The organism is Micromonospora sp. DSM 43699, assembly GCF_055517075.1.
In genome coordinates this window covers 1-26,588 of record NZ_JBTMMT010000070.1, presented here as the reverse complement: position 1 = coordinate 26,588, position 26,588 = coordinate 1, and the positions used below count along the sequence as shown (strand labels likewise).

The window sequence follows — 26,588 nt, the reverse complement described above, 5'->3', positions numbered from 1 at the left end:
ACCAGCTGAGGCGGTGTCGGCCGGAATCCGTCAGAAGGTGAGTCAGCCCAACCGGGTGATCCGCTCCACATCAGCACTGTCAGAGGTCCAGGACGGCGACCGTCTCCCCGTCGCTCTGTTCGCCGGTTGGCCGGAAGCCCAGCTTGAGATAGAAGCCCTCCGGCCCGCCCGCCCGAGGCACCCAGGTGACGTACGCCCGCTTGCCGCCCCGGGCGCGGATCTCCGCGCAGACGGCCTCGACGGCGAACCGCCCGTAGCCCTTCCCCTGGGCATCGGCCGCGATGTTGAGTCGCCAGAGGCCGGATCGGACGTCATCGGGGTTGTCGCCCCACGCGTAGTCGAGGAAGGCCATCAGGAAGCCGACCAGCCGGTCGCCGTCGAAGATCAGCCTCGGCCAGGCGATGTCCGGGAAGACGTACGCCTCGGCCAGTGACTTGACCACCGGCCCGACCAGATCCTCCTGATCGGGTCGCACCGACAGCCCGAGCGCCGCCTCGTAGTTCTCCGGGGTGACCTTCTCCAGCCGCATCCTGCGGACCGTAGCCGGCGCGACCGGACCCGGCGACCGGTTATCCGTGGCCACGGATAACCGACCGCCTCCGACCATTGCGTCAGAACGGATACGTGCGGGCGACCGCCAGCATCTCCGAGGTGTGCGACCCGACCACCCCCACCGCAGCCGGCCGCTTCCGGAACCCCGGCAACGCCTCCAGCCCGTCGCTGGCGTCCATCGCCCGCAACGCCACCTGCCCCGCCCGGGGCCGCACGGTCAGGGTGATCTCGACCCCCTCCGACGGTGGGGCGTGGAAGACGATCCCGAAACCCCACCGGTCGGACGATGCCTCCTCGACGGTCGGCTGCCGCCCGACCGGCACCTCCCGCCCGGCCACCTCGGCCCGGGTCACCTCGGCGGTGGTGGCGTCCACGTGCAGGGTGGCCAGCCGGACCGGGCGCTGGGGGAGCAGCCGCAACCGCATGGTGCGCAGTCCACCGGCGTTGGTGTCCGCCAGCACCTGCACCGTCGGGGCAGGCAGGTCCGCCGCCGGGGCCGGGCCGCCGCGCAGGTCCGCATCGCCCAGGCCGGGGAAGCCGTCGACCCCGGCCGGGCCGTCGACGTACCCGTCGGTCCACGGCTGCGGGTCGGCCTCCCGGCTGATCCACCGCGCGGTGCCGGTGTCGGCGTCCAGGGCGTACATCAGGTGGGTGGGCACGGGGTGGGCGGCGTCGAAGCGGTCGACGGCCAGGCCGACCCCGGCGAACACCGTGGCGGCCAGCGCGGCGGCGACGGCCGGCAGCGCGCCGAGCCGGCGGGCGCGGGCGGCGACCAGGCCGCGCTGGCCGCCGGCGGCCGGGTGCAGCAGGTCGAGCACCGGCAGCGCGGCCAGCCCCAGCAGCACCGCGAACAGCGCCGCGACCCCGCCCATCGCCATCCCCAGCGCGGGGAAGAGCAGCACCACGGTGGGCAGCAGGATCACCACGGCGACCGCGCCGGCCAGGGCCACCGCGAGCACCGGCCACGGGCCGTCGATCCGGGTGCGCAGCGCGACCAGGCCGGCGAGCGCGCCGGCCAGCGCCGGCAGGGTGGCCAGGTACGCCCCGCCGGGCACCAGCGCGGCCAGCACCACCCCGAGCAGGGCCAGCCAGCCCAGCCCGCCGACGGCCAGCGCGGCCGGGCCGGCCCAGCGGCGGGCCAGCGCGTACCAGGCGAGCAGGATGGCGGCGGCGAGCGCCACCACCGCCAACCGGTACCAGACCGGCCGGTACGGGTCGAGCAGTTCGGCGTAGCCGGGGCGCAGCGCGGTGATCCCCGCCCAGAGCAGTTGGGCGGCGAGCGGGGCGACCACGATCGGCACCAGCGCCAGCCCGAACCCGGCGAACAGCCGACCGGTGCCGGCCCGGCCGGTGCGCCGGACCAGCCAACCCAACGCCAGCACCCCGAGCACCGCCAGGGCGGCCAGCGGCCAGGTCAACCAGCCGGGGTAGCGGACCAGCCCGCCCGGCACCGGGAAGTAGGTGGCGTCGTGCCCGGACTTCAGCGCCGTCAGGTCGGTGCGGCCGAACTCCCGGGCCAGCCCGAGCGCGTTGTCGCCGTGCATCTGGAGGCTGCCCCGGTCCATCGCCGCCGGGGTGTCCAGCGGGGTGTGGTAGATCGCGCCCCCGTCGATGTAGGCCGAGTTCAGCCCGACGAAGTCGTGGTCGAGGAAGGCGGTGAAGTCGGTGTCGTTGGGCAGCGCCCGGTAGATCTCCACCGCGAACGAGGTGCCCACCGGGTGCGGTGCGCCCCGGCCGAAGGCGGCCACCAGCCCGGCGTTGTTCCTTGACGTCTCGAACATGATCACCGGGCCGGTCGCGCCCCGGGCCTCCAGGTTGAGCACCACCCCGCCGTCGGCGGCCAGCGGGTGGCTGGCCGCGAACGCCGACGCGCCGCACAGGCACGCCTCCTCGGCGTCGGTCAGCACGAACACGACGTCGTTGCGGGGCCGGGGGCCGGCGGCCAGCGCGCGGGCCACCTCCAGCACGGTGGAGGTGCCGGCCGCGTCGTCGTTGCCACCCGGGCCGGTCTGCACCGAGTCGTAGTGCGCCACCAGGAAGACCCGGCCGGTGGAGGCGGTGCCGGGGAGCCGGGCCACCACATTGCGGACCCGGGCGAAGGTGGCCCCGCCGGCCGCCCCGCTGAGCTGCCCGGCCTCCGGGGCGACGGTGTCCTGCACCTCGGTCTGAAGGCCCAGCCCGCGCAGTGCCCCGACCAGATGCTCGCGCACCTGGTCGTTGGCCGCACTGCCGGCGGGGTGCGGCCGCGCCGCCACCGTCTGCACGGTCCGGTAGGCCCGCCCGGCGCTGAACTCGTCGGCCGGGGCGTCCGCCGGTCGGGGCGTCGGGGTGGCCAGGGTGACCAGCATCGCCGCACCCACCGCGACCAGCGCCAGGACGGCGGCGAGGGCGGCGAGCGGACGACGCCGGGGCCGGGTCAGCGCCCGGTCGGCGGCGGAGGCGGGGGGTACGCCCACGGGGACTCCTCGGAGGTGGTGCGGGGGTGGGCATCATCCTGCCCCGACCGGGGGAGAGCGGGGCGTACCGGGACCGAACCGTGACGCGGGAGGCTGACCGGACGCTCACCCGATGACGGCCTTGCCCGGGTACGCCCCGACCGGGCGGACCGTGTTGTGTGCGACCGTTGTCTAATACAGGATCAGTAGGGCACTCGGAAGGAGCCCGACATCACCAGCGAACTCCCGCGTCTCGCGGCGGTGACCCGGTCGCACCGGGGGCCTGGCATGGCCGGGTCCTCCGCCGCGCCGTACCCGCACGGCGGGCTCGGGCCCCACGCCAACCTGCCGCCCGGTGAACGGCTGCGGGTGCTGCTGGTCGAGGACGACGAGGGCGACGCCTTCCTGGTCGGTGAGCTGCTCGCCGAGACCAACTCGATGATCGACCTGCTTGTCGCCACCAGCCTCAGCGAGGCCCGGCAGCGGATCGCCGGGGTCGACTGCGTCCTGCTCGACCTCGGGCTGCCCGACGCACAGGGCCTGGACGGGCTGCGCCGGGTGCTGGAGATGTCAAGCGGCGCGGCGGTCTGCGTGCTGACCGGCCGCTCCGACGAGCACCTCGGCATCGTCGCGGTCGCCGAGGGCGCCCAGGACTACCTGGTCAAGGGGCAGGTCGACGGGGTGTTGCTGACCCGCGCCCTGCGCTACGCGGTGGAGCGCAAGCGGGCCGACGAGAACGCCCGTCGGCTGCGTGAGGTCGAGCTGCGCCAGGCCGAGTCGGCCCGGTTGGAACGGGGCCTGCTGCCCCAGCCGCTGATGACCACCGACGAGGTGGCGGTGCACACCTTCTACCGGCCGGGCCGGCACGCGGCCCTGATCGGCGGGGACTTCTTCGACGTGGTGCAGACCCGCCCCGACCGGGTCGACCTGATCGTCGGTGACGTCTGCGGGCACGGGGTGGACGAGGCGGCCCTCGGCGTCGAGCTGCGGGTGGCCTGGCGGGCGCTGATCCTGGCCGGGGTGCCCGACGACGAGGTGCTGCCCGCCCTGGAGCAGGTCCTGATGAGCGAGCGCCGGCTCCAGGAGATCTTCGCCACCGTCGCCACCGCCCGGCTCGACCTGGCCGCCAACCGGGCCACCGTCCGGTTGGCGGGTCACCCGCCGCCGTTGCTGCTGTCCGGCGGTAAGGTCGCGCCGGTTCCGGCCCGTGGTGGCCTGCTGCTCGGCGTACGACCCCGCCGTCCCGTCGCGTTCGATCTGGAGTTCGACACCGATGACTGGTCCCTGTTGATGTACACCGACGGCCTGATCGAGGGGCGGGTGGGTGACGGTGACGACCGGTTGGACGTCGACGGGCTGACCGGCCTGCTCCAGGAGCGCGCCAACCACGCCGTGCCGCTGTCCGAGTTGCCCGCCTGGCTGGTCGGCCGGGCCGAGCAGATCAACGGGGGGCCGCTCGCCGACGACGTCGCCATGCTGCTCGTCACCCGGGGCGGTGGCCGGTGAACACGTACCGTTCGGGGTGGACCCTGCGTCGTCGGGTGCTGGCGCTGCTGGCCGTGGTCGGCGTGCTGCTGGTCGGGCTGGCCGTCGCCGAGGCGGCGGTGGCGACGAAGAACCGCGCCCACACCGACGCGCTGCTCACCCGGACCGGCCCGCTGCGGGTGCAGGGGCAGGAACTGCTCAACGCGCTGCTCGACCAGGAGACCGGCATCCGCGGTTACGCGGTGAGCGGCAACCGCGCCGACCTGGCCCCGTACGAGCAGGGGGTGCAGCAGGAACGCGACGTGGCCGCCACCATCACCACCCTGAGCCGGGACTATCCGGCGATCGCCGGCGCGCTGCGCACCGCCCAGCAGCAGGCGGACGCCTGGCGGCGGTCGGTGGCCGAGCCGGTGATCGCGACCACCGGGAGCAGCGGCACGGTTGCCGCCCAGGCGTTGATCACCGCCCAGGCCCGGCAGCAGTTCGACCAGATCCGGGCGTCGGTGGGTGACCTCCAGGCGGCGATCCTGGCCGAGCGGGAGCAGGGTGCCCGGGACATCGAGCGGACCGGCAACCTGCTGGTGGCGCTGCTGGTCGTCGCGGCGGTGGTGGTGGTCGTCGCCGGGATCCTGATGGTGCTCTCCCTGGAGCGGATGGTGATCCGGCCGCTGACCGGCCTGGCCCAGCAGGTGCGGGAGGTCGCCGCGGGTGACTACCAGCACCACATCGCCGGGTCGGGGCCGCCGGAGTTCCGCCGGCTCGCCGACGACGTGGACGTGATGCGGCAGAAGATCGCCAAGGACCTGGCGGAGGTGCGGGCCGCCCGGGAGAACATCGAGTGGGTCAACAGCCAGCTGCAGAAACAGGCCGAGGAGCTGACCCGCTCCAACCGTGACCTGGAGCAGTTCGCCTACGTCGCCTCGCACGACCTCCAGGAGCCGTTGCGCAAGGTGGCCAGCTTCTGCCAGCTGCTCCAGCGCCGGTACGCCGGGCAGCTCGACGAGCGGGCCGACCAGTACATCGCGTTCGCGGTGGACGGCGCGCAGCGGATGCAACGCCTGATCAACGACCTGCTGGCGTTCTCCCGGATCGGCCGGCTCACCACCGGCTTCGTCGACGTCGACCTCAACAAGGTGATGGCCGACGTGGCCAGCCAGACCGAGCCGGGCCGGCAGTACGCCGACGCCGAGCTGACCTGGGGCGAGCTGCCGGTGATCCGGGGCGAGGAGCCGCTGCTCACCAACCTGCTCGTCAACCTGGTCAGCAACTCGGTGAAGTTCCGCCGCCCCGACGTCGCGCCGAAGGTGCGGGTCTCGGCACGGCTGGTCGATGCCGAGTGGGAGATCACCTGCCAGGACAACGGCATCGGCATCGAGCCCGAGTTCGCCGACAAGATCTTCGTGATCTTCCAGCGGCTGCACGCCAAGGACGCCTACCCGGGCACCGGCATCGGCCTGGCCATCGTCAAGAAGATCGTCGAGTACCACGGCGGTCGGGTCTGGGTGGACACCGACCAGGCCGAGGGGACCGCGATCCGGTTCACCCTCCCGGCCCGCCCGGAGGACGTCGAGGCGGCGAAGGCGGCGGCCGAGGCGGATGCCACGGTCGACCCGGACGGCCCGGAGCCGGCCGGGACGGACGCCACGGCGACGACCGGCGGGGACGGCCCGGAGACGACCACCGACGCCGCTGCCGCGTCCCACCCGGTGGGGGAGACGCCCGCGCCGGCCGGGGAGGCCGAGCCGGCGGACCGGCCGGCACCGGTCGGGCGGCAGCCGGGCGGGGTGCAGGACGAGGACCCACCCGGCGGGTCGCCGGGACAAGGCACCACGGGTGGTACGAAGGAGAGGGTGGGATGACCGCGCCGGCGGACGGCAAGAGCCCGATCGAGGTTCTGTTGGTCGAGGACGATCCGGGTGACGTGCTGATGACCCAGGAGGCGTTCGAGGAGCACAAGCTCCGTAACCGGCTGACCGTCGTGTCCGACGGCGCCGAGGCGCTGGACTACCTGCGGCGCGAGGGCCGGTACACGGACGCGGTGACCCCGGACCTGATCCTGCTCGACCTCAACCTGCCGCGCCGGGACGGCCGGGAGGTGCTGGAGGAGATCAAGAACGACGAGCAGCTGCGCCGGATCCCGGTGGTGGTGCTCACCACCTCCCAGGCCGACGAGGACATCCTGCGCAGCTATCAGCTGCACGCCAACGCCTACGTGACCAAGCCGGTGGACTTCGAACGTTTCATCTCGGTGGTCCGCCAGATCGACGAGTTCTTCGTCAGCGTGGTCAAGTTGCCGCCGCGTGGCTGACCAACTGCTCGCCGACGTCGACACCCTGCTACGGGAGACCGCGGCGGACGTGGTGCTGCCGCTGTTCCGCAAGCTGGACGACGCCGACGTCACCGAGAAGGCCCCGGGTGACCTGGTCACCGTCGCCGACCAGCGGGCCGAGGAGCGGATCTCGGCGGAGCTGCGCCGGCTGCTGCCCGGCTCGCTCGTCGTCGGCGAGGAGGCGGTGGCCGAGGACGGGTCGTTGCTGCGTCACCTGCGCGACGGCGGCGACGTCTGGGTGGTCGACCCGGTCGACGGCACCGGGAACTTCGCCGCCGGCCGCCGCCCGTTCGCCCTGATGGTGGCCCTGCTCAGCGCGGGTGAACCGGCCGCGTCCTGGGTGTTCGACCCGCTGGCCGGGACGATGGCCGTGGCCCGTGCCGGCGACGGCACCCGGCTGGACGGCCGGCCGGTGCGCTCCGGTGCCACCGTCGCGCCGCAGCGGTTGCGGGGCACCGCGATGGTCCAGTACCTGCCGCAGGCCACCCGGGACCGGGTGGCGGCCGGCGAGGGGCGGATCGGGGAGCTGCTGCCGGGTCAGCACTGCGCCGGGCGGGAGTACCTCGACCTGCTCACCGGGGAGCAGCAGTTCGTGATGTTCTGGCGGACCCTGCCCTGGGACCACGCTCCCGGTGCGCTGCTGGTCCGCGAGGCGGGCGGGGTGGCCCGGCGGTTCGACGGCACCGAGTACCACCCGGCCGACGACGGTCGGGGGCTGCTGGTCGCCGTCGACGAGCCGACCTGGCAGGAGGTCCGCGCCGCCCTGCTCGGCGACTGACCGCCCGCTCCCTCGCCACTGTGACTCCTGCCGGGAGGCCCTGCCCGGCGACTCCTGCCGGGAGGCCCTGCCCGGCGACTCCTGCCGGGAGGCCCTGCCCGGCGACTCCTGCCGGGAGGCCCTGCCCGGCGACTCCTGCCGGGAGGCCCTGCCCGGCGCCCGACAGATCGACGAGTTGGACCCTCGGCGACCGGCCCGACACGCCGGGTCGAGGGTTGTTGTCAGGTGTCGTCACGGGCCTGGTCACCGCGTGTGATTGCGGTAATGTGACCGGCGGTCTCCGCCCCCAGGCCGCCAACCGGGGCCGGCGGGACCGCCGCCGTGCCGGCCTGCGACCGGGCGTCGGCGGCAGAGGGAAGGACACCCCCGTGCCCAGGACCAGCCTGACCCGGCCACGTCTGCGTCGACCGTTGACCGTGCTGCTCGCCTCGCTGGCGCTGCTGCTCGGCGTCGGCGCGGTGCCCGCCTCGGCAGAACCCGGCGAGGGCGGCACCAAGCAGCTCAAGGACGCGCTCACGGCGGCGGCGAAGGGGCACATCGAGGCCAAGGCCAAGCTGGACAACTCCAAGCGGCGGCAGACCGCGTTGACCGCCGAGCTGAAGGTGATCGAGGGCCGGCTGGGCGAGCTGACCGCCCAGGTGGGCGAGGTGGCCGCGCAGTCCTACCGGGTGGGCCGGTTGACCCCGACGTCGATGCTGCTCAACACGGCCAGCCCGGAGGCGTTCCTCAAGCGCGCCGCCGACCTCGACATGATGGCCCAGCGGGACGGCAAACAGCTCCGCGCGCTCGCCGAGGCGCGGCAGACCGCCGCCGAGGCCACCATCGCCATCAACACCGAGGTCCGCGAGCAGCAGAAGCAGCTCGCCACGCTGGCGAAGAAGAAGCGGGAGGCCGAACGCGCCCTGGCCACGGTCAGCTCGGGCAGTAGCGCCGGTTTCAGCGGCGGGTCGAGTTCGGCGAAGCCGGCCCCGCGAAACTCCGACGGGTCGTGGCCGGGCGAGTCGTGCTCGGTGAACGACCCGACCACCTCCGGCTGCATCACCCCACGCACCCTGCACGCCATGCAGCAGGCCAAGGCGGCCGGTTACAAGCGGTTCGTGTCCTGCCACCGCAGCGGCGGGGGCGGCGAGCACCCCAAGGGCCGGGCCTGCGACTTCTCGGCCGCCACAAGCGGCTTCAAGGACGAGACGGCCACCGGCGGGGACAAGGCGTACGGCGACAGCCTGGCCAACTACTTCAAGAACAACGCCAACCGGCTCGGCGTGCTCTATGTGATCTGGTACCGGCAGATCTGGATGCCGAACACCGGTTGGCGGGCGTACAGCGGGTCGGGCAGCCCGGCCGCCGACCACACAAACCATGTTCACCTTTCGATGTACTGACCGTCCGGCCCAGGAACGGGACGTAGCATCGCGACGGTGAGCAGCACATCGTCCGACGTCGTGACCGCGCCGACGCCCTCCGCGCCGGTCCCCTCCCGCGCCCTGCCCAACGGGCTCGCCGCGTTCCTGGTCTTCTTTTCCAGCGGCGCGGTGCTGGTGCTGGAGACGGTCTCGCTGCGCCTGGTCGGCCCGTACGTCGGGGTGACCCTCCAGGTGACCAGCTCGGTGATCGGCATCGCGCTGGCCGCCATCGCGTACGGGGCGTGGTCGGGTGGGTGGCTGGCCGACCGGCGCGACCCGCGCGGGCTGCTCGCCCCGGCGTTGATCCTGGCCGGCATCGCCGCCGCGGTCACCCTGCCGGTGGTCCGGTACGCCGGTGAGCTGCTGCGCGGCGGGGCGGTCAGCGGCATCCTGCTGCTCACCGCGCTGGCGGTGTTCGTGCCGGCGGCGCTGCTGTCGGCGGTCACCCCGCTTGTGGTGAAGCTGCAACTGGCCGACCTTCGGCGCACCGGGCAGGTGGTCGGGCGGCTCTCCGGCATCGGCACCCTCGGCGGCATCACCGCCACCCTGGGCACCGGCTTCGTGCTGGTCGCGGCGCTGCCCAGCACGGTGATCCTGATCGGCCTGGCGGCGGCGCTCGGCGTGGTCGGGCTGGCGCTCGGGGTCTACCTGCGTCGGCAGGAGGCCGCCGGGTTGCCCGGTCCGGCCCGGACGAAGGCCACCCTGGCGGTGCTCGGGCTGGTCGCGGCGGGGCTGAGCGCGGTCGCGCCGAACCCGTGCGACGTGGAGACCGCCTACCACTGCGCCCGGGTGGAGGCCGACCCGTCCCGGGCCGGTGGGCGCACGCTCTACCTCAACTCGGCCCAGCACTCGTACGTCGACCTGAACGACCCGACCCACCTGGAGTACGAGTACACCCAGTGGATCGGCGCGGTCGCCGACGTGTCCGCCCCGAAGGGGCAGCGGCTGGACGCGCTGCACCTGGGCGGGGGCGGGTTCACCATGCCCCGCTACCTGGGCGCCACCCGGCCGGGCACCGACAACGTGGTCTTCGAGATCGACGGCGAGCTGGTCGAGCTGGACCGGCGGGAGTTGGGCGTCCGGACCGGGCCGGGGCTGCGGGCGGAGGTGGGGGACGCCCGGATGCTTGTCGGCGGGGAGCCGGCGGACAGCCGTGACCTGGTCGTCGGGGACGCCTTCGGACACCTGGTGGTGCCCTGGCACCTGGCCACCCGGGAGATGGCGGCGGAGGTCGACCGGGTGCTCCGCCCCGGCGGGATCTACGTGCAGAACGTCATCGACTACCCGCCGGGCCGGTTCATCCGCGCGGAGCTGGCCACGGTGGCCGCCGAGTTCGACCACGTGGCGCTTGTCGCGCCGCCGGAGGCGATCGCCGGGCGGCAGGGCAGCAACTTCCTCATCGTCGCCTCGGACGCCCCCCTGCCGCTGGACGCGCTGCGGATCCGGCTGGGCACGGTGGCGAAGATCCCGGACATGTTGGCCGGCAGCGAGGTGACCCGGTTCGTCGACGGCGCGCTGGTGTTGACCGACGACTACGCCCCGGTGGACCAATTGCTCGCGACCGCCTGATCGGGTGACTTTCCTGACCGATTACGACCATCGAGGTGTAGGCCGGGTCGTCCCGGGCAACTCGGTCGACCATGGGTGCAGGAGTGCGCAACGCCGCCCAGCTCCTCGGTGAGCGGTACCGGCTGATCGAGCAGCTCGGCGCGGGCGGCATGTCCGTGGTGTGGCGCGGCTACGACCAGGTGCTCGGCCGTCAGGTCGCGGTCAAGGTGCTCGCCTCCCGGCTGGCCGCCGACCGGGCCTTCCGGCACCGGATCCGGATCGAGGCGCAGGCCGCCGCCCGGCTCTGCCACCCCAACATCACCAACGTGTACGACTACGGCGAGTCCGAGCAGGTCGGGCTGACCGTGCCGTACGTGGTGATGGAGCTGGTGGACGGCGGCCCGCTCACCGCGCGGCTCGGCCGCGACGGGCAGCTGCCCTGGCGGGAGGCGGTGACCATCGGTGCCGAGGTGACCTCGGCGCTGGCCACCGCGCACGCCCGGGGGGTGGTGCACCGGGACGTCACCCCGGGCAACGTCATGCTTACCGCCACCGGGGTGAAGGTGGTCGACTTCGGCATCTCCGCGCTGGTCGGCGAGAGCGAGAAGGGGCCGGACGGCACCCTGCTCGGCACCCCCGCCTACCTCGCCCCGGAACGCCTCGACAACGGCCAGGTCTCCCCGGCCACCGACGTGTACGCGGTCGGGCTGCTGCTCTACCGGATGCTCACCGGGCGGCTCCCCTGGCAGGCCAGCACCACCACCCAGATGTTGCGGGCGCACATGTACCACGACCCGGAGCCGATGCCCCCGGTACGCGGGCTCCCCGACGAGGTGGTCGAGCTGGTCGGTCGCTGCCTGGCCAAGCGCCCCGAGGACCGGCCGGCGACGACCGAGGTGGCGCGTACCCTCGCCGGCGCGGCCGGGATGGTCGCGGCGGTGCCGGTCTCCCCGGCCCCCGGGCTGCTCGATCCGGCCCTGCTCGCCAACGCCGGCACCACGATCCTGCCCTGGTCGGCCGACACCGACGCGTTGCCCTTCTCGGGCCGGACCCGCAACCGGCGGGCCGCCACCCGCCGCCGCCGGATCGAGGCCGGGGTGGCCGCCGTGAGTCTCGTCGCGGTCACCGCGGCGATCTGGGGGGTGACCTCGCGCAGCCCCGCCAGCGGTGGTGCCGACCGGCCCACCGAGGCCCGGATGGGGTTGCCCGAGCCCATCGGGTGCGAGGTCGAGTACGCGCTGCGCAGCGACTCCGGCAAGGACTTCGCCGCCCAGCTCACGCTCACCAACACCGGTCCCCGGGAGCTGCGCGACTGGACGATGAGCTTCGCGTTCCCCGGCCAGCAGACCGTCACCACGACCACCCCCGGGGTACGCCAGGAGGGGCGGCTGGTCCGGGTCACCCCGGCGGCCGGAAGCGCCGCGCTGGCCCCGGGCGCGGCGGAGGAGGTCTCGCTGACCGGTCGGTACACCGGCGGCAACCCGCTGCCGCTGGAGTTCAGCGTCGGCGAGTCGAGCTGCGGGGTGCGGGTCTCCGGGGTGGCCGGCAGCGCCCCGGTGGTGAAGCCGCCGACGGCGAAGAAACCCGTGGCGAAGAAGCCGGCGAAGTCGTCGGGCAAGACCTCGGGCAAGGGCGGGTCCGCTGCGGCCGGGCCGGCGAAGCCCAAGCCGAAGGCCGAGCAGCCCGGCAAGGGACAGGGGCCGGCGGCGGGCAAGGGGCCGGGTGGGGCACCGGGAAAAGCGGGAAAGTGACTGGGAGGGGAGGCAAGGGCGGCGGTAGAGGCGGCGGTCCCGGCCGGGGACCTCGGGGCTGAGGCTCAGCGCAGGGCCGCGAACTGTTGTACCTGGGCGATCCCGCCCTCCACGATGAGGATGCTGCCCGGCCCGAGCACGGTCTCGGGGTCGGCGTACCGGAAGCGTTCGCCTGCCGGTTTGGCGCCGACCACCATCACCCCGTACCGCTCCTGAGCCGCGATCTCCCGCAGCCGGCGGCCGACAAGCGGCGGCGGCACCGGCACCTTGGCGATGGCGAAGTCCTCGCCGAACTCCATGAAGTCGAGCATCCGGCTGACGATCAGGTGGGCCGTCCGTTCCCCGGCCTCCGCCTCCGGGAAGACCACGTGCTGCGCGCCGACCGAGGCCAGGATCTTGGCGTGCTTCCGGGAGGTCGCCCGCGCCCAGATCTGCGGTACGCCCACCTCGGTCAGGGCCAGCACGGTGAGCACGCTGGCCTCCACCGAGGCGCCGATGGCCACCACCACCCGACGGAAGTCGCCGACGCCGAGCTGCCGTAGCGCCTGTTCCTCGGTGGCGTCGGCCTGCACCACCCGGTCCAGCGACGCCGACCAGCGCTGCACCCGTTCGGCGTCGCGGTCCACGGCGAGCACCTGGTGGCCGAGCCGGGCCAGCGCCCCGGCCAGGTGGCAGCCGAACCGGCCCAGCCCGATCACGGCGATGTCGCCGTCGTCCTCGTCCCTAGCCGACAACGGGTTGCTCCTTCGGGTAGCGGTAGAGCCGGCGTCGGGTGTTCAACGCGATCGCCGAGCCGAGGGTGAGCGGTCCGATCCGACCGATGTACATCAGCACGGTCAGCACCAGTTGGCCCGACGCGGGCAGTTGCGGGGTGAGCCCGACGGTGAGGCCGGCGGTGCTGAACGCCGAGGTCACCTCGAACAGCGTCTCGTTGAACCGGACGCCTGTGGTGAGCACGGTCAGGCCGAACGTGCCGGCGGTCACCAGCGCGACGCTGATCAGCGCCACCGTCAACGCCTGGCGTTGGCTGACCACCGCGATCCGGCGGCGGCCCACCGTGACGTCCGGCTCGCCGCGCAGCTCCGCCCAGATGACGAAGCCGAGCAGGAAGAACGTGGAGACCTTGATCCCACCGGCGGTGCTGGCGCTGCCACCGCCGATGAACATCAGGGCGATGAGCAGGGGGTAGCTCTCCTCCTTCAACGCCGCCACGCCGATCACGTCGAACCCGCCGGTACGGCTGAGCGCGATCTGGGTGAACGAGGCGAGCAGCTTGTCCGGGGTGTCGTAGGTGCCGATGGTGAACGGGTTGTGCCACTCGGTGGCGAGCAGGCCGACGACACCGATGGCCAGCAGCACCACGGTGCCCCAGATGGTCAGCTTGGTGGCGACCGCCCAGCGGACCGGTCGGCGGCGTTGACGGAACGCCTCGAACAGCGCGGGGAAGCCCAGCCCGCCGACGATCGCGCCGAGGGCCAGCGGCAGCGACACCCACGGATCACGGGCGAAGCCGACCAGACCGTCGGTGTAGAGGGTGAAACCGCCGTTGTTGAACGCCTGGATCGAGTGGAACGCCCCGGACCACAGTGCCCGGCCCGGCGGGTAGTGGTAGGTGAGCCAGAGCCGGCCGGTGACCACCACGGTCATCACCAGTTCGCAGCCGAACACCGTGCCGGCGATGCGCAGCAGCAGACGACGGAGGTCGGCGAAGCCGTACTCGGCTGTCTCGGCCTGTACCAGCAGCCGGTTGCGCAGCCCGAGCTGCCGGGTGACCGCCAGGCTGACCAGGGCCGCGCCGGTGAGGATGCCCAACCCGCCGGCCTGGGTCAGCACGGTGATCATCGCCAGCCCGAAACCGTTCCAGTAGTTCGGGGTGTCGGTGACCGCCAGGCCGGTGACCGAGACCGCCGAGGTGGCGGTGAAGAGCGCGGTGACCGGCGGGGTGTAGCGGTGTGCGCTGGTGGCCCAGGGCAGCATCAGCAGGCCGGTGCCGATCGCGATCGCCACCAGGAAACCGAACGGCACCAGCCGGACTGGGTGACGAAGGAACCCGCGCACCAGACAATCCTGTCGATTCCGGCGAAGTCGGGTCGGTGAATCGCGTATCCCGGTGCGGTCCCGGCTCCCGCGCCGGTTTCCCCGCAGGGTTCACCTGGCGGTCAGTCGACGACCAACTGCCGGTCAGCCGCGCCCGGTCTGCTGGTGACGCCCACCTGCCGGGACGTCCCGCGACCTGTCGGACGTCCATCGACGAAGGAGATCGCGTTGCGACGTACCCTTTCCGCTCTCGGGGTGGCCGGCGCGCTGCTCGCCGTGGCCGTCGCCGTTCCGGTGGCCGTGCCCGGCGCGGCCTCGGCCCGCGAGGACGACGCGGACCGTGCCGACCGCGCCGACCGGGCCACCCACCGGCCCGTGGTGATCGGCCACCGGGGGGCCAGCGGCTACCGCCCGGAGCACACCCTGGAGGCGTACCGGCTGGCGATCCGGCTGGGGGCCGACTACATCGAGCCCGACCTGGTCTCCACCCGGGACCGGGTGCTCGTCGCCCGGCACGAGAACGAGATCTCCGGTACGACCGACGTGGCGGCCCGCCCGGAGTTCGCCGCCCGCAAGGCCACCAAGACCATCGACGGGGTGCCGGTCACCGGCTGGTTCACCGAGGACTTCACACTGGCCGAGCTGAAGACGCTGCGGGCCAAGGAGCGGCTGCCCCAGGTACGGGTGGCGAACACCGCCTTCGACGGCCGGTTCGAGGTGCCCACCTTCCAGGAGGTGCTGGACCTGGCCCGCGCCGAGTCGAAGGCCCGGGGCCGCACCATCGGCGTCTACCCGGAGACCAAGCATCCGAGCTACTTCGCCTCGATCGGGCTGCCGCTGGAGGAGCCCCTGGTCGCGGTGCTGCGCCGCAACAAGCTGACCCACCGCGACGACCCGGTCTTCATCCAGTCCTTCGAGACCGCCAACCTGCGCAAGCTCGACCGGATGACCGACGTGCCACTGGTCCAGCTCCTCGACGCCACCGGCCGGCCCTACGACTTCACCGTCGCCGGTGACCCTCGCACCTACCAGGACCTGGCGACCGCCGCCGGCCTGCGCGGGATCGCCGGGTACGCCGACGGGGTCGGGCTGAACAAGAACCTGATCGTCCCCCGGGACGCCACCGGCAAGCTGCTCGCCCCGACCACGGTGATCCGCGACGCGCACCGGCACCGGCTGGTGGTGCACGCCTGGACGTTCCGCGCCGAGAACCAGTTCCTCCCGGTCGACCTCCGGATCGGCACCGACCCGAACGCCCGGGGCGACATCACCGCCGAGTACGAACTCTTCCTCGGCCTCGGCCTGGACGGCGTCTTCGCCGACCAGCCCGACACCGCCGTCGCCGCCCGCGCCGGCCTGCCCACCCGCTGACCCCGCGCCCCGGGCTTGATCGACTCAATGAGGTCGATGTAGCGGTATCCGGTCGACCCGGACACCGCTACATCGGCTCAGGGGAGTGGATCAATCAGGGAACCCGTGGTGTAGGGGACGCCCGCCCGCTACCCCTGACCCTGCCCGTCGTTCGTGACGATGGGAGCTCATCGAAAAAGATCGGTCGGAACGCCGCTCGGCCCTTCCTGGGCGTACGGATGTTCGACAAGATGGGCTCTTCGCGATCGGAAGGAGGGCGCATGGCAGACAAGAGCGCAATCGAGTGGACGGAAGCGACCTGGAACCCGACCACCGGATGCGACCGGATCTCCGCCGGGTGCGACAACTGCTACGCCATGACGCTTGCCAAGCGGCTGAAGGCCATGGGCTCGGTCAAATACCAGACGGATGGTGACCCGCGCACCTCCGGCCCCGGGTTTGGTGTCGCACTGCACCCTGACGCCCTGGACATCCCTCGACGCTGGCGAGAGCCACGGACGGTCTTCGTCAACTCCATGTCTGACCTCTTTCACGCGCGGGTTCCCATTGAGTATGTGCAACGGGTGTTCACGGTGATGCGTGAGACGCCTCGGCACACCTTTCAGGTCCTCACCAAGCGGGCTGCCCGGTTGGCCAAGATCGCCCCACAGATCGACTGGCCCGCCAATGTCTGGATGGGGGTGAGCGTGGAGGACGAGTCACAGCGTGAGCGGATCGACCACCTTCGGCAGGTGCCGGCTGCGCTGCGTTTCGTTTCGGCCGAGCCGCTGCTTGGTCCACTGCCCGGCCTCGATCTCGCCGACATCGACTGGTTGATTGCTGGCGGAGAGTCCGGCCAGGGTTGTCGTCACATGGATCCGTCGTGGGTTCGCGACCTGCGGGATCAGTGTGTGCGGGCGGGGACGGCGTTCTTCTTCAAGCAGTGGGGCGGGCGCACGCCCAAGGCCGGCGGGCGGTTACTGGACGGCCGGACCTGGGACGACATGCCGACGCCTCGAATGCTCAGCGCGGTATGACGGCGGGATGCGCGGCCCTGCCCCGGCGTATCACGGTCGCCAGACGAGTTCTCTCCAGAAGTCGCCGGTCCCCGGGTGGTTGATCAGGCCTTGGCGGTGCAGGGATTTGGTGGCTTGCCGTACGTGCGGCACCCAGGCCTGCCCGAGCACGTCACCGTAAACCTCGGGCACTCGATCAACCATCCGGAATGACTCGTCGGGTCGCAGCATCCCGAGAATGTTCCGCTCGACGGTTCGTGACCAGCGGAGGGCGTTCTCGGATTTGTACTGCTCGGCGTCGAAGACCGGACCGTCACCGAACAGGGTTTCCGAAGAGTGCTCGCCCCGTCGGAACTGTTCCTGCACCCAGGCCTCCTCCCACTCGACGCCGGCCTTTCCCAAGGTGTCGGCGAAGTGCCAGGCGCCTTCGCCGTTTCTGGTGAAGAGAGCAAGCACGTACTTCGGCGACAGGCCGGGCCGTGGCCGAACCGGCATCTGCACGGCCTGGTAGTCGGATCCCTTGGTCAGATCCTGTGCGTATCTTGCGGCGACGCGCAACGCGACGTCGGTGGCACGCTGTTCGTCGCCTCCGTCCGAGACCTTCGAGAAGTAGTCGCGCCACCAGTTGCCACCCAGAAACCGGTCCAGCCGGTCGGCGGTCCGCTGGTCGCTGCTGGAGAGCCCGCCAGGTCTCTTTCCAGCAAGGTGGACCGCTCGTCCCATGCGAGCCACCGAGGACACGCTGAAATGTAACAGGATCTCGGTGGGTGGCCAGTTCGGGCGGCCGAGGAGGTGGGTCCTGATCAGATCGAAGTCGAGGGCGGGGCCGAAAGGGTCGAGAAAGGCGAACAGGGAAGCCCCCTTGGCCCTGGCCAGCAACTCGGGGAGGTGTTGGTCAAGGCTGCCTTGACGTAGCACTCGTTGGACAGTGCCACCCTTGAGCCGCAGCACCTCCTCCAGATTCGCGAAGCTGTCCGGGTCCTGCTCTACGAAGAAGGCGAGCACTTCCCGAAACCCCTGGACGAACTCGGCGCATCGGGAGAGCAGGAGCGGTGAGCCAGGTTCTCCGCCCTGGTACTCGCCCCGTCCGGCGTAACCGTCGAGGAAGACGATCGGGTTCTCCTGCCCCGTCTTCGAGGCGAACACCACCGGGTACCGTTTGAGGATGCCATGCTTGAGCACCGCTGCGGCTTTCTTCGACCGGAAGAACTCGTCGTTGGCAGACACCGCATCTCCCCACGTTGATCACTTTTGGTGATGTGAAGATAGCTCTCTGTCGGCAGGGCCGTGGGCCGAGTGAAGCCGAGTTTCATCCATCTACTGTGGGGCGGCCTGGCTGAGCAGCGAAGATTCGCTTGAGAGGGGCGAGCGGGGGTGTGCTTCCGTCCATGATCTGACAGCGGTGCGGCGCGGGACGCTCCACACCTCCCGGCGCGCTCGGGCGGTCCTACCGGGCGGTGAGAGTGGTCCGCCGATTCGGTAGCTGGCAAGGAGACTCTCAGGCAGGCGGCTGCTCGGCGTACCGGGGTGGTGTGATTTTTGCCCTTGCCCTCGGGGCGGCGGGTTCGGCGGGCGATACCTACAGTCGGGCCTATGGGGAGCGACGACCGCGTGCGGGGCTGGCTCCGCCGGCACGGCACCGAGCAGATCGCGCATCCCGGCGGCACCCTCTACGCCCACCTGTGTCGGGTCAGCGAACGACTCGCCGCGCTCGGCTGCGCCGGTGACGTGCAGGTCGCGGGGCTGACCCACGCCGCCTACGGCACCGACGGCTTCGACCTCGCCCTGCTCGACCGGGCCGACCGTGCGGTGCTGCGGGACCTCGTCGGTGCCGAGGCCGAAGAACTCGTCTATCTGTACGGTGCCTGCGACCGCAAGCGCACCTGGCGGAAGCTGGCCGAGACCGGCCAGGTGTTCGACCGCTTCACCGGCCAGGTGAGCACGCCGGACGCGGCGCAACTCCGGTCGTTCACGGACCTGAGCATCGTCAACGAGCTGGACGTCGTCGAACAGGATCCGACGGTGGTCGACCGGTACGGCGCGTACTTCCGGGAGCTGTTCGCCTCCTGGGCCCCCCTCGCCTCCGCCCAGGTCAGCCACGACGCGCAGCGGGTCCTGGGGCCGTGACGCCCGCCCCGCCGCTGCCTGCCTCACCCCCCCGGTCTGGTACGGGTGCGCGCGGTCTATCCCGGCAGCTTCGACCCCTTCACCCCCGGGCACCTGGACGTGGTGGACCGGGCCCGCGCCCTCTTCGACGAGGTGGTCGTGCTCGTCGCGGTCAACAGCAGCAAGAACCCGGGTGTCGACGAACGGGAGCGGGCCGCCGCCGTCCGGGCCGTGCTGCCGGCCGGCTGGACCTCCGTCACCGTCGGCTCCTGGCGCGGGCTGACCTCCGCCTACTGCCTCGGTCACGGGGTGGGGGTGATCGTCCGGGGCGTGCGGAACACCACCGACCTCCAGGCCGAATGCCGGCTCGCCCGGATGAACGAGTCGCTTGGCGTCGCCACGGTGTTCCTGCCCGCCCAGCCCGAACTGGCGGCGATGTCGTCGACGGCCGTACGCACGCTGGGCAAGCTGCCACCACTCAGGGCGTAACGCGGACCCGGGTGGTTCGGGTTGTCGGGTGGTGGTGGCGTGGGTGGTTCGCGTCGCCAGGTGGTGGCGGCCCCGACTGGCCCAGGTCGTCAGTGATGGCCGCCGGGTGTTCGGGCGGCCAGGTTGTGGCGGCCCGGGTGCCCAGGTCGTCAGGTGGTGGCCGCCGGGTGGTTCGGATGGCGAGGTTGTGGCGGCCCGGGTGGCGAGGTCGTCGGATTGTGGAGAGTTGTTGTCGCCAGGGCGACAACAACTCTCCACAATGGCAGTGGGTCGGACGGTCGCCGAGCAGGTCGGCCGACCATTCGTGAGCTGATCGAGCTGGTGGGGGCGCGCTCGGGCGGTGAACGGAGCGGGAGGGCCGTGACGGGGGCATGAGCTGCGCCGGGGCCGGCTGCTGCTGGCGGTCAGCGGGGACGGGGTGGCGTGGCCGCCGGGTGATCGAGGTCGTCGCGTAGAGCCTGGAGCCGGTCGCGGCAGCGCAGGATGAGGCCGGTGATCTCGTCGAAGGTCGCCGCATCGACGCGGTTTCCGTCGAGCCACAGCGCGCGTACGGCCGTCCGGCTCTGCACGAGGTACGTCGCGGCAGCCTCGACCAGCCCGACGAACTCGGTACGGTGCTCCGGGGCGGCCTGCCGGGCGTGGCGTCGTGCTGCCTGCACCGGCTCACCGGGAGCGGTGAAGATCGTGGCGAGGCTGCCACCGTCAGCCCAATCAGCCCGATCAGCCTGGTTGGCCAAGTCGCCCCGGTCGCCCCGGTCGCCCCGGTTGCCCTGGTCGCCCCGGTGGGCCTGGTCAGCCCGGTTGGCGCTGTCGGCACCGATGCCGGCCAGCACGTACTCAAGTTCGGTTGCGGCCAGAGTCAGCCTGCCGACGGCCAGGACCGTCCCATCGGTGAGTCGCCGCATCGGCTCACCCTAACGGAGCGGACCTCACGTCATGCCCCACCAGGCCGCGCAGCCCGAGGGGCCCGGCGGAGGGGCTCAGGACGATGGGGTGGACGGGAGAACGCCGGCCGGCACCGCTTCCGCAGCCCTCCCGCGGATCGGCTGATCCGTTGACGTCATCAGGTCCAAAGGACCTGCGTGCACTATGTGTCGCCGGTCCGGGCAACCTCTGATCGTGGACGCCGCCACGGCCGCACGCACCCCACCGGGTTGCCGCGCGGCCGTTACCGCGTCGAGGTCTGGGCGACGTAGGTGCCACGGCCGGGCTGACCGGTGATCAGCTCGCGGTCGTGCAGCAGTGAGAGCGCGCGCGAGGCGGTGTTCATGTGCACCTGGTACGCCTCGGCAAGCTCGCGGGTGGACGGCAGTTTGTCGCCGGGTTTGAGTTCACCGCTCTTGATCTTCGCGGTGAGTTCATTGGCGATCTGGCGGTATGGGGCTTCAGCTGTGGGCATGGTGAGACTCCGGTTGGTTCGGCGTCTCTGATCATGCCGGGCCTGCACCAGTAACTGCAACAAGCTGTCGTGTCGCGTGAACAGAGGGTCGACCTACACAAACATTTTGGGTATGTTGTGGATGTCCGGTTCCGGTTGGTTCGGCAAACCTCGGGGGCGGACACCAAGGGTTGGCTTCGGGGCCGTACCGCCGCACAGGGCTGCGGTCCCGAGGTCGGGTGACCCGGCCCGCGTCCCCTATCGGCGGGCCGGGTCGCCTTCCACCGCAGCGACCCGACCCGACCCCGGAAGGTGACCCATGCGCATCCTGCTGTCCCTGTTCCGCAGCCTCTGGCCCGGCCGTCCGGGCCGCAGTCCCTGGCCAGGCCGTTCGGGCAACTGCCTCTGGCGTCGCCGGGCGGAACGACGTCGGCCGCAGCGCCCGCCCAACGGTGGGTGGTACCGCTCGGAGGTGTGTCGGCCGCTGACCGCCCGGCAGGTCCAGGAACGACAGTTCGGCCTGGTCAAGCGGGGACTCGACCCGGTGGAAGTGGACGCCTTCCTGCACCGGGTGGCCGCCGACCTGGCGAAGACCCGGCGTGATCTGGCCATCGTCCGGGAGGAAAACCAGCGGATCAAGAGCGCCCTGCGCTCCTGGCGCACCCACTTCACCTCGGACGTGCGCTGGTGAGCCGGGAGCGGTTCGTCGTACACCTGCCGGTTGTCGCCGAGGATCTGGTCGCCGCGCGGGGATTCGCCCGGGTGGTCACCCGGGCGCTCGGGTTCCTGGCCGATGTCGACCGGGGCGGTACCACCGTGTCCCGGGAGGACGAGCAGTCCGTACGCCACTGGGTCTACTGCGACCGGCGACTGGCGGGCGGCCGGCGGTGTTCGCGCCCGGCCGACCACGACGGCGGCTGCGACCCGCCGACGAGGGCCGACCCGTGAGTCGGGCAGCGGGCACCGCGGCGACCGGCCGGGCGGCAACGGTGGCGCAGCGGTGGCGGGGGGCGACACCCGGGCCGGGCGGGTGATGGGGGTGAGCGCCACCCGGCACCAGGTGACACGCCGGGTCGTCGTGACGACTGTTAACACCGGCCACCCGGTACGTGTCACTTGTGTGTCGTCGCCACATAGCCCGTGGGTGACGTCACTTCTAGCGTGAGCCGTCACAAGCTTCCTGTCCTCACCTGGAGTCGCGATGACGGTCCGGCACACCCGGCGGGCGTTCCTCTCCGCCGCCACGATGATGGCCGCGGCGCTCGCCGCCACCGCCTGCGGCAGCCCGCAGGACACCGCCTCCGGCGGCGGTGACTCGGCCGCCCCGGTCAAGGTCGGCCTGGTCTACTCCCAGTCCGGTGCCCTGGCCAGCTACGGAAAGCAGTACGTCGAGGGTTTCAAGGCGGGCCTCGACTTCGCCACCAAGGGCACCGGCAGGGTCGGTGACCGCACCGTCGAGCTGACCGAGGTCGACGACGCGGGTGACCCGGCCAAGGCCGTCTCCGCCGCCAAGGACCTGATCGGCAAGGGCACGAAGATCATCGCCGGGTCGACGGCGTCCGGGGTGGCGCTCCAGGCCGCCCCGATCGCCGCCCAGAACAAGGTCCTGTTCATCTCCGGCCCGGCCGCCACCGACGCGGTCACCGGCGCCAACAGGTACACGTTCCGCTCCGGCCGGCAGTCCTACCAGGACGTGGTGACCGCTAAGTCGTTCATCGGCGACCCGACCGGCAAGAAGGTCGTCGTGTTCGCCCAGGACGGCGCGTTCGGCGACGCCAACGAGGCCGCCGTCAAGGCGGTCATCGGTGGGGCGGGCGCCACCGTCAGCAGCGTCCGGGCCCCGGCCAGCGCCAGCGAGTTCACCCCGTTCGCCAGCCAGATCAAGGCCGCCAGGCCGGACCTGCTCTTCGTCGCCTGGGCGGGCACCACCGCACCGGCCATGTGGCAGACCCTCGACCAGCAGGGCGTGCTCGCCTCCACCACGGTCGTCACCGGGCTGGACATCCGCGCCTCCTGGCCGACCTTCGGCGCGGCCGGCAGCAAGATCTCGTTCCTGTCGCACTACTTCGACGGGGCCAGCGACACCGAGGCCGCCAAGGCCGCCAAGGCGAAGATCCCCGGCGGGACGCTCGACCTGTTCCACCCCGACGGTTTCGCCGCCGCGCAGATGGTCGTCCGGGCCGCCCAGGAGGGTGGGGACGACGTCGACAAGATGGTCACCGCCCTCGAAGGCTGGACGTTCGACGGGGTGAAGGGCCCGATGACCATCCGCGCCGACGACCACGCCCTGCTCCAGCCGATGTACCAGGCCAAGCTCACCGGCAGCGGCACCGCGTTCACCGCCGCCGCGCAGAAGACCCTGACCGGGGACGAGACCGCGCCGCCGGTCACCCCGATGAAGGGCTGACCGGTGCTCGCCACCCGTGGTCTGACCTGGCGGATCGGTGAGGTCGCCATCGTCGACGACGTACACCTCGACCTGGCACCCGGGGAGTTCCTGGGCGTGATCGGGCCGAACGGCGCCGGCAAGACCTCCCTGTTCAACCTGATCACCGGCCTACGCCAGCCGACCGGCGGCCGGGTCCTGCTCGACGGCGAGGACGTCACCGCACTCCCACCGCACCGACGCGCCCGGCGCGGTCTGGGCCGTACCTTCCAGGCGTCCTCGGTCTTCGGGTCGCTCACCGTGCGGGAGAACGTCCGGCTGGCCGTACAGGCGTACCGGGGTGGCTCGATGAAGCTGTGGCGGCGGGCGGCGGCCGACCGGGAGGTGGCCGCCGCCGCCGACGCGGCGCTCGACCGGGTCGGCCTGCACCACCGGGGTACGGCGCTGGCCGGCACCCTGGCCCACGGCGAGAAACGCAAGCTGGAGATCGCCCTGCTGCTCGCCGGGGAACCCCGGGTGATGCTGCTCGACGAGCCGATGGCCGGGGTCAGCGCCGAGAACGTCCCCGAACTGGTGGACGTGATCAGGTCGCTGACCGGCGACAGTGGCCGGTCGGTGCTGATGGTGGAGCACCACATGGACGTGATCCTGGAACTGGCCGACCGGATCGCCGTGATGCACCACGGCGCACTGCTCGCCTGCGACACCCCGCAGACCGTGATGGCCAACGCCACCGTCCAGGCGGCCTACCTGGGGGAGTCCCTGTGAGCGCGAGGAGTGAGCCGGTTTTGCGAGCCCCGCAGTCGCGAACGGAAGACGGCGCGGTGACGTCGGTGCTGAGGGTGGAGGGGTTGTCGGTGCGGATCGCCGGGCTGCACATCCTCCAGGGGGTGTCGTTCACCGTCGCGCCGACCGGGGTGACAGTGCTGCTCGGGCGCAACGGCGTCGGCAAGACCACCACGTTGCGCGCGGTCCTCGGGCTCACCCCCCGGGGCGGCGAGGTGCGCGGCACCGTCCGGACGGGCCAGCGGAGCCTGCTCGGGCGGCCCACCCACCGGCTGGTCCGCGACGGGCTCGGCTACGTGCCGGAGGACCGGGACGTCTTCGCCGGCCTCACCGTCGCCGAGAACCTGCGGCTCGCCGAACGACGCGGCACCACGCCCGCGTACGACCGGGTGTTCGCGCTCTTTCCGGAGCTGGACCGGCGCGGACGGCAACGGGCCGGTTCGCTCTCCGGCGGGCAGCAGCAGATGCTCGCCATCGGCCGGGTGCTGCTCAACGACAACCGGCTGCTGCTCGTCGACGAGCCGACCAAGGGGTTGGCGCCGAAGGTGGTGACCGAGGTGGCCGAGGTGCTGGAACGGGTCGCCGAGACCGTGCCGGTGCTGCTTGTGGAGCAGAACCTGGCGGTGGTGCGCCGGCTGGCCACCGACGCCGTGGTGCTCGCCGCCGGCCGGGTGGCCTGGGCCGGGGACGCGTCGGAACTGCTGCGGGAGACCGAGCTGACCCGCTCCCTGCTCGGCGTCGGCTCCGGCGGCCACGGCCCGAGTGAGACAAGGGTGCACCAGTGAGCGACATCGTGCTGCTGACGTTGACCGGGCTGGGCCTGGCGGCGCTGTACTTCCTGGTCGCCTCGGGGCTCTCCCTGGTCTTCGGGCTGGCCGACGTGCTGAACTTCGCGCACGGGCTGTTCCTCGGCGTCGGCGCGTACGCCACCTGGTGGGCGGCTGGGAACCTGCCCGGCGCCGGCCCCGACGGCCTCGGATTCGTGCTGGCGGTGGCCTTCGGGGTGGCCGCCGGGGTGCTGGTCGCGGTGCTCGTGGAGCTGGTGCTGATCCGACCGCTCTACTCCCGCACCATCGAACAGGTGCTCGTCACCGTCGGCCTGTCGCTGGCCGGGGTGGCGCTGCTCCAGGCCACCTGGGGTGCGGACGCCCGGCCGTTCCCCCGGCCGGCGTGGACCCGGCAGGTCACCACGGTCCTCGGGGCGAACGTGCCCAACGGCGGGCTGCTGCTGATCGTGGCGGCCGCGCTGGTGCTCGGCGCGCTGCTGGCCTTCCTCCGCTGGACCCGGTACGGCCTGATCATCCGGGCCGGGGTGGAGAACCGGGAGATGGTCACCGCGCTCGGCATCGACGTGCGCAAGGCGTTCACCCTGGTCTTCGCGATCGGTGGGGCCGCCGCCGCACTGGCCGGGGCGCTCGGCAGCACCTACTACGGCACCGTCTCACCCGGTCAGGGCGGCTCGCTGCTGATCTTCGCGTTCATCGTGGTGGTGATCGGCGGCATGGGCTCGGTGGTCGGGTCCGCGTACGCGGCCGTCGTGGTGGGGCTGCTGCAACAGTTCGTCAACTACTACGGCCCGTCCGGGCTCGGCGACATCTGCGTGGTCGGGCTGCTCGCCGTGGTGCTGCTGCTGCGTCCGCAGGGCTTCGCCGGGAAGGTGGCACACGCATGAGCGACTCGATGGTCGACGCACCACCGGCCCCCGTACCGGCCGAGCTGACCCCGCCCCGGTCCCGCTGGCACGGGGTGCGGCCGTTCCTTCCGCTGGTGGCGCTGGGCGTGGCGGCGATCGTGCCGTACTCGACCGTGCACCTGCCGGGGCTCTTCGAGGGGCCGCTGAACTCGCCGGGCACCCTGCAACTGCTCGCCATCTGCCTGGTCTTCGGCGGTCTCGCCGCCGGCTACGACCTGCTGTTCGGGCGGACCGGGATGCTCTCCTTCGGCCACGCCCTCTACTTCGCCGCCGGGGTGTACGGCACCGACGTGCTTGTCACCCACGCCGGGCTGGCCCTGTGGCAGGCGGCGCTGCTCACCGTGGTCGGCGCGACCACCCTCGCCGGGCTGCTCGGCGCGATCGCGCTGCGTACGGTCGGCATCGCCTTCGCCATGGTGACGCTGGCCTTCGCCCAGGTCGGCGCGATCCTGGTGACCAGGGACTTCTGGGGCTTCACCGGCGGCGAGGAGGGGTTGCCGCTCGACGTCTCCGGGCTGCCGGCGGCCCTGGTCGGGGTGACCAACACGGTCAACCTGTACTGGCTGGCGCTGGCCTACCTGGCGGTCGTGGTGCTGGTGGTGCACCGGGTCAGCGGCTCGCCGACCGGCCGGGTGCTGGCCGGGCTGCGCGACGACGAACGGCGGATCGGGGTGCTCGGGCTCGACCCGTACCGGTTCAAGCTGGTCGCGTTCACCCTGGCCGGTGGGCTGGCCTCGGCCGGCGGGGTGGTGTACTGCCTGATCGTCGGCGGGGCCAGCCCACACGTCACCACCTCCGAGCTGACCCTGTCGCTGCTGGTCATGGTGGTGCTCGGCGGCCCGGGTACGCGCTGGGGGCCGGTCCTCGGCGGCATCGTCTACATGTACCTCGACCACCGGCTCACCGCGTTCGGCAGCAGCGCCGCCGTGGACGCCCTGCCCGGCGTGCTGAGCGCCCCGCTGAGTCAGCCGCTGTTCGTCCTCGGCACCGTCTTCATCCTGGCCGTCTACTTCTTCCCCGGCGGCCTGGCCAGCCTCGCCCCCCGCCTCGCCCCCCTAACCCGACC

25 protein-coding genes are annotated in these 26,588 nt (G+C 72.1%); 18 read left to right on the top strand and 7 right to left on the bottom strand.

The genetic code is table 11. The features are described from left to right. Positions 1-79: 79 nt before the first annotated feature. Positions 80-529 carry a GNAT family N-acetyltransferase gene (locus AC0AIB_RS25945; protein WP_328342668.1) on the bottom strand — a complete coding sequence of 150 codons (450 nt, stop codon included), beginning with the start codon at positions 527-529 and terminating at the stop codon, positions 80-82. An 82-nt stretch (positions 530-611) separates the two neighbouring features. Further along, positions 612-3,008, bottom strand: coding sequence for a M28 family peptidase (locus AC0AIB_RS25940; protein ID WP_465097676.1), 2,397 nt, complete (start codon positions 3,006-3,008; stop codon positions 612-614). A 267-nt stretch (positions 3,009-3,275) separates the two neighbouring features. On the opposite strand from AC0AIB_RS25940, the gene AC0AIB_RS25935 reads away from it, so the two are divergent. The 7 genes from AC0AIB_RS25935 to AC0AIB_RS25905 all read left to right on the top strand — a co-directional run bounded on the left by AC0AIB_RS25935 (position 3,276) and on the right by AC0AIB_RS25905 (position 12,281). Continuing rightward, a complete protein-coding gene (locus AC0AIB_RS25935) occupies positions 3,276-4,493 on the top strand; it encodes a PP2C family protein-serine/threonine phosphatase (RefSeq protein WP_328342672.1) in 1,218 nt (405 codons plus the stop codon). After that, on the top strand, positions 4,490-6,331 hold the full coding sequence (locus AC0AIB_RS25930; RefSeq protein WP_465097675.1) for a sensor histidine kinase: 1,842 nt from the start codon (positions 4,490-4,492) through the stop codon (positions 6,329-6,331). The genes AC0AIB_RS25935 and AC0AIB_RS25930 overlap by 4 nt, the downstream gene beginning before the upstream one ends. Beyond that, the gene (locus tag AC0AIB_RS25925) at positions 6,328-6,780 is read left to right on the top strand and encodes a response regulator (RefSeq protein ID WP_328342676.1); all 453 of its coding nucleotides are present in this window, start codon (positions 6,328-6,330) and stop codon (positions 6,778-6,780) included. Before AC0AIB_RS25930 ends, AC0AIB_RS25925 begins: the two co-directional genes overlap by 4 nt. Continuing rightward, positions 6,773-7,579: an inositol monophosphatase family protein gene (locus AC0AIB_RS25920; RefSeq protein WP_328342678.1), complete on the top strand. Its 807-nt coding sequence runs from the start codon at positions 6,773-6,775 to the stop codon at positions 7,577-7,579. The genes AC0AIB_RS25925 and AC0AIB_RS25920 overlap by 8 nt, the downstream gene beginning before the upstream one ends. A gap of 368 nt (positions 7,580-7,947) precedes the next feature. Then, on the top strand, positions 7,948-8,961 hold the full coding sequence (locus tag AC0AIB_RS25915) for a coiled-coil domain-containing protein (RefSeq protein WP_328342680.1): 1,014 nt from the start codon (positions 7,948-7,950) through the stop codon (positions 8,959-8,961). 36 nt (positions 8,962-8,997) lie between these two features. Next, entirely contained in the window at positions 8,998-10,551 is a 1,554-nt protein-coding gene (locus AC0AIB_RS25910) for a fused MFS/spermidine synthase (protein ID WP_328342682.1), read from the top strand. Positions 10,552-10,622: 71 nt separating this feature from the next. After that, complete coding sequence (locus AC0AIB_RS25905) at positions 10,623-12,281, top strand: serine/threonine-protein kinase (protein ID WP_328342684.1); 1,659 nt, start codon at positions 10,623-10,625, stop codon at positions 12,279-12,281. Between the two features lie 65 nt (positions 12,282-12,346). Here AC0AIB_RS25905 and AC0AIB_RS25900 read toward each other — a convergent pair whose 3' ends face one another. Both AC0AIB_RS25900 and AC0AIB_RS25895 read right to left on the bottom strand, forming a co-directional pair. Next, positions 12,347-13,015, bottom strand: coding sequence for a potassium channel family protein (locus tag AC0AIB_RS25900; protein ID WP_328342686.1), 669 nt, complete (start codon positions 13,013-13,015; stop codon positions 12,347-12,349). Beyond that, complete coding sequence (locus tag AC0AIB_RS25895) at positions 13,005-14,339, bottom strand: TrkH family potassium uptake protein (RefSeq protein ID WP_328342688.1); 1,335 nt, start codon at positions 14,337-14,339, stop codon at positions 13,005-13,007. The genes AC0AIB_RS25900 and AC0AIB_RS25895 overlap by 11 nt, the downstream gene beginning before the upstream one ends. 207 nt (positions 14,340-14,546) lie before the next feature. Here AC0AIB_RS25895 and AC0AIB_RS25890 point away from each other — a divergent pair, with 207 nt between their 5' ends. Beyond that, positions 14,547-15,689: a glycerophosphodiester phosphodiesterase gene (locus tag AC0AIB_RS25890; protein ID WP_465097674.1), complete on the top strand. Its 1,143-nt coding sequence runs from the start codon at positions 14,547-14,549 to the stop codon at positions 15,687-15,689. Positions 15,690-15,949: 260 nt separating this feature from the next. Beyond that, positions 15,950-16,705, top strand: a complete 756-nt coding sequence (locus AC0AIB_RS25885; RefSeq protein WP_465097673.1) for a DUF5131 family protein — start codon at positions 15,950-15,952, stop codon at positions 16,703-16,705. 30 nt (positions 16,706-16,735) lie between these two features. Here the strand turns inward: AC0AIB_RS25885 and tcmP are convergent, their stop codons facing one another. Further along, on the bottom strand, positions 16,736-17,911 hold the full coding sequence (gene tcmP, locus AC0AIB_RS25880) for a three-Cys-motif partner protein TcmP (RefSeq protein WP_465097672.1): 1,176 nt from the start codon (positions 17,909-17,911) through the stop codon (positions 16,736-16,738). Positions 17,912-18,277: 366 nt separating this feature from the next. Between tcmP and AC0AIB_RS25875 the strand changes: the two genes are divergently transcribed. Beyond that, positions 18,278-18,811, top strand: coding sequence for a DUF6817 domain-containing protein (locus AC0AIB_RS25875; protein ID WP_465097671.1), 534 nt, complete (start codon positions 18,278-18,280; stop codon positions 18,809-18,811). Positions 18,812-18,856: 45 nt separating this feature from the next. Continuing rightward, positions 18,857-19,279, top strand: coding sequence for a pantetheine-phosphate adenylyltransferase (gene coaD, locus AC0AIB_RS25870; RefSeq protein ID WP_465097670.1), 423 nt, complete (start codon positions 18,857-18,859; stop codon positions 19,277-19,279). Between the two features lie 404 nt (positions 19,280-19,683). Here the strand turns inward: coaD and AC0AIB_RS25865 are convergent, their stop codons facing one another. Next, positions 19,684-20,184, bottom strand: a complete 501-nt coding sequence (locus AC0AIB_RS25865) for a hypothetical protein (RefSeq protein ID WP_465097669.1) — start codon at positions 20,182-20,184, stop codon at positions 19,684-19,686. A 263-nt stretch (positions 20,185-20,447) separates the two neighbouring features. Then, the gene (locus AC0AIB_RS25860) at positions 20,448-20,678 is read right to left on the bottom strand and encodes a GntR family transcriptional regulator (protein ID WP_328342697.1); all 231 of its coding nucleotides are present in this window, start codon (positions 20,676-20,678) and stop codon (positions 20,448-20,450) included. Between the two features lie 298 nt (positions 20,679-20,976). Between AC0AIB_RS25860 and AC0AIB_RS25855 the strand changes: the two genes are divergently transcribed. The 7 genes from AC0AIB_RS25855 to AC0AIB_RS25825 form a co-directional block, all read left to right on the top strand. Further along, positions 20,977-21,348, top strand: coding sequence for a DivIVA domain-containing protein (locus tag AC0AIB_RS25855; protein WP_328342699.1), 372 nt, complete (start codon positions 20,977-20,979; stop codon positions 21,346-21,348). Continuing rightward, positions 21,345-21,605 carry a hypothetical protein gene (locus AC0AIB_RS25850; RefSeq protein WP_328342701.1) on the top strand — a complete coding sequence of 87 codons (261 nt, stop codon included), beginning with the start codon at positions 21,345-21,347 and terminating at the stop codon, positions 21,603-21,605. Before AC0AIB_RS25855 ends, AC0AIB_RS25850 begins: the two co-directional genes overlap by 4 nt. A 253-nt stretch (positions 21,606-21,858) precedes the next feature. After that, positions 21,859-23,064, top strand: a complete 1,206-nt coding sequence (locus AC0AIB_RS25845; RefSeq protein ID WP_465097668.1) for a substrate-binding domain-containing protein — start codon at positions 21,859-21,861, stop codon at positions 23,062-23,064. A 3-nt stretch (positions 23,065-23,067) separates the two neighbouring features. After that, the gene (locus tag AC0AIB_RS25840; protein ID WP_328342704.1) at positions 23,068-23,811 is read left to right on the top strand and encodes an ABC transporter ATP-binding protein; all 744 of its coding nucleotides are present in this window, start codon (positions 23,068-23,070) and stop codon (positions 23,809-23,811) included. A gap of 56 nt (positions 23,812-23,867) precedes the next feature. After that, entirely contained in the window at positions 23,868-24,614 is a 747-nt protein-coding gene (locus tag AC0AIB_RS25835; protein ID WP_328342706.1) for an ABC transporter ATP-binding protein, read from the top strand. Continuing rightward, positions 24,611-25,501 carry a branched-chain amino acid ABC transporter permease gene (locus AC0AIB_RS25830; protein WP_465097667.1) on the top strand — a complete coding sequence of 297 codons (891 nt, stop codon included), beginning with the start codon at positions 24,611-24,613 and terminating at the stop codon, positions 25,499-25,501. Before AC0AIB_RS25835 ends, AC0AIB_RS25830 begins: the two co-directional genes overlap by 4 nt. Next, the coding region (locus tag AC0AIB_RS25825; RefSeq protein WP_465097666.1) for a branched-chain amino acid ABC transporter permease at positions 25,498-26,588 on the top strand (1,091 nt) is incomplete at its 3' end. The genes AC0AIB_RS25830 and AC0AIB_RS25825, both read left to right, overlap by 4 nt.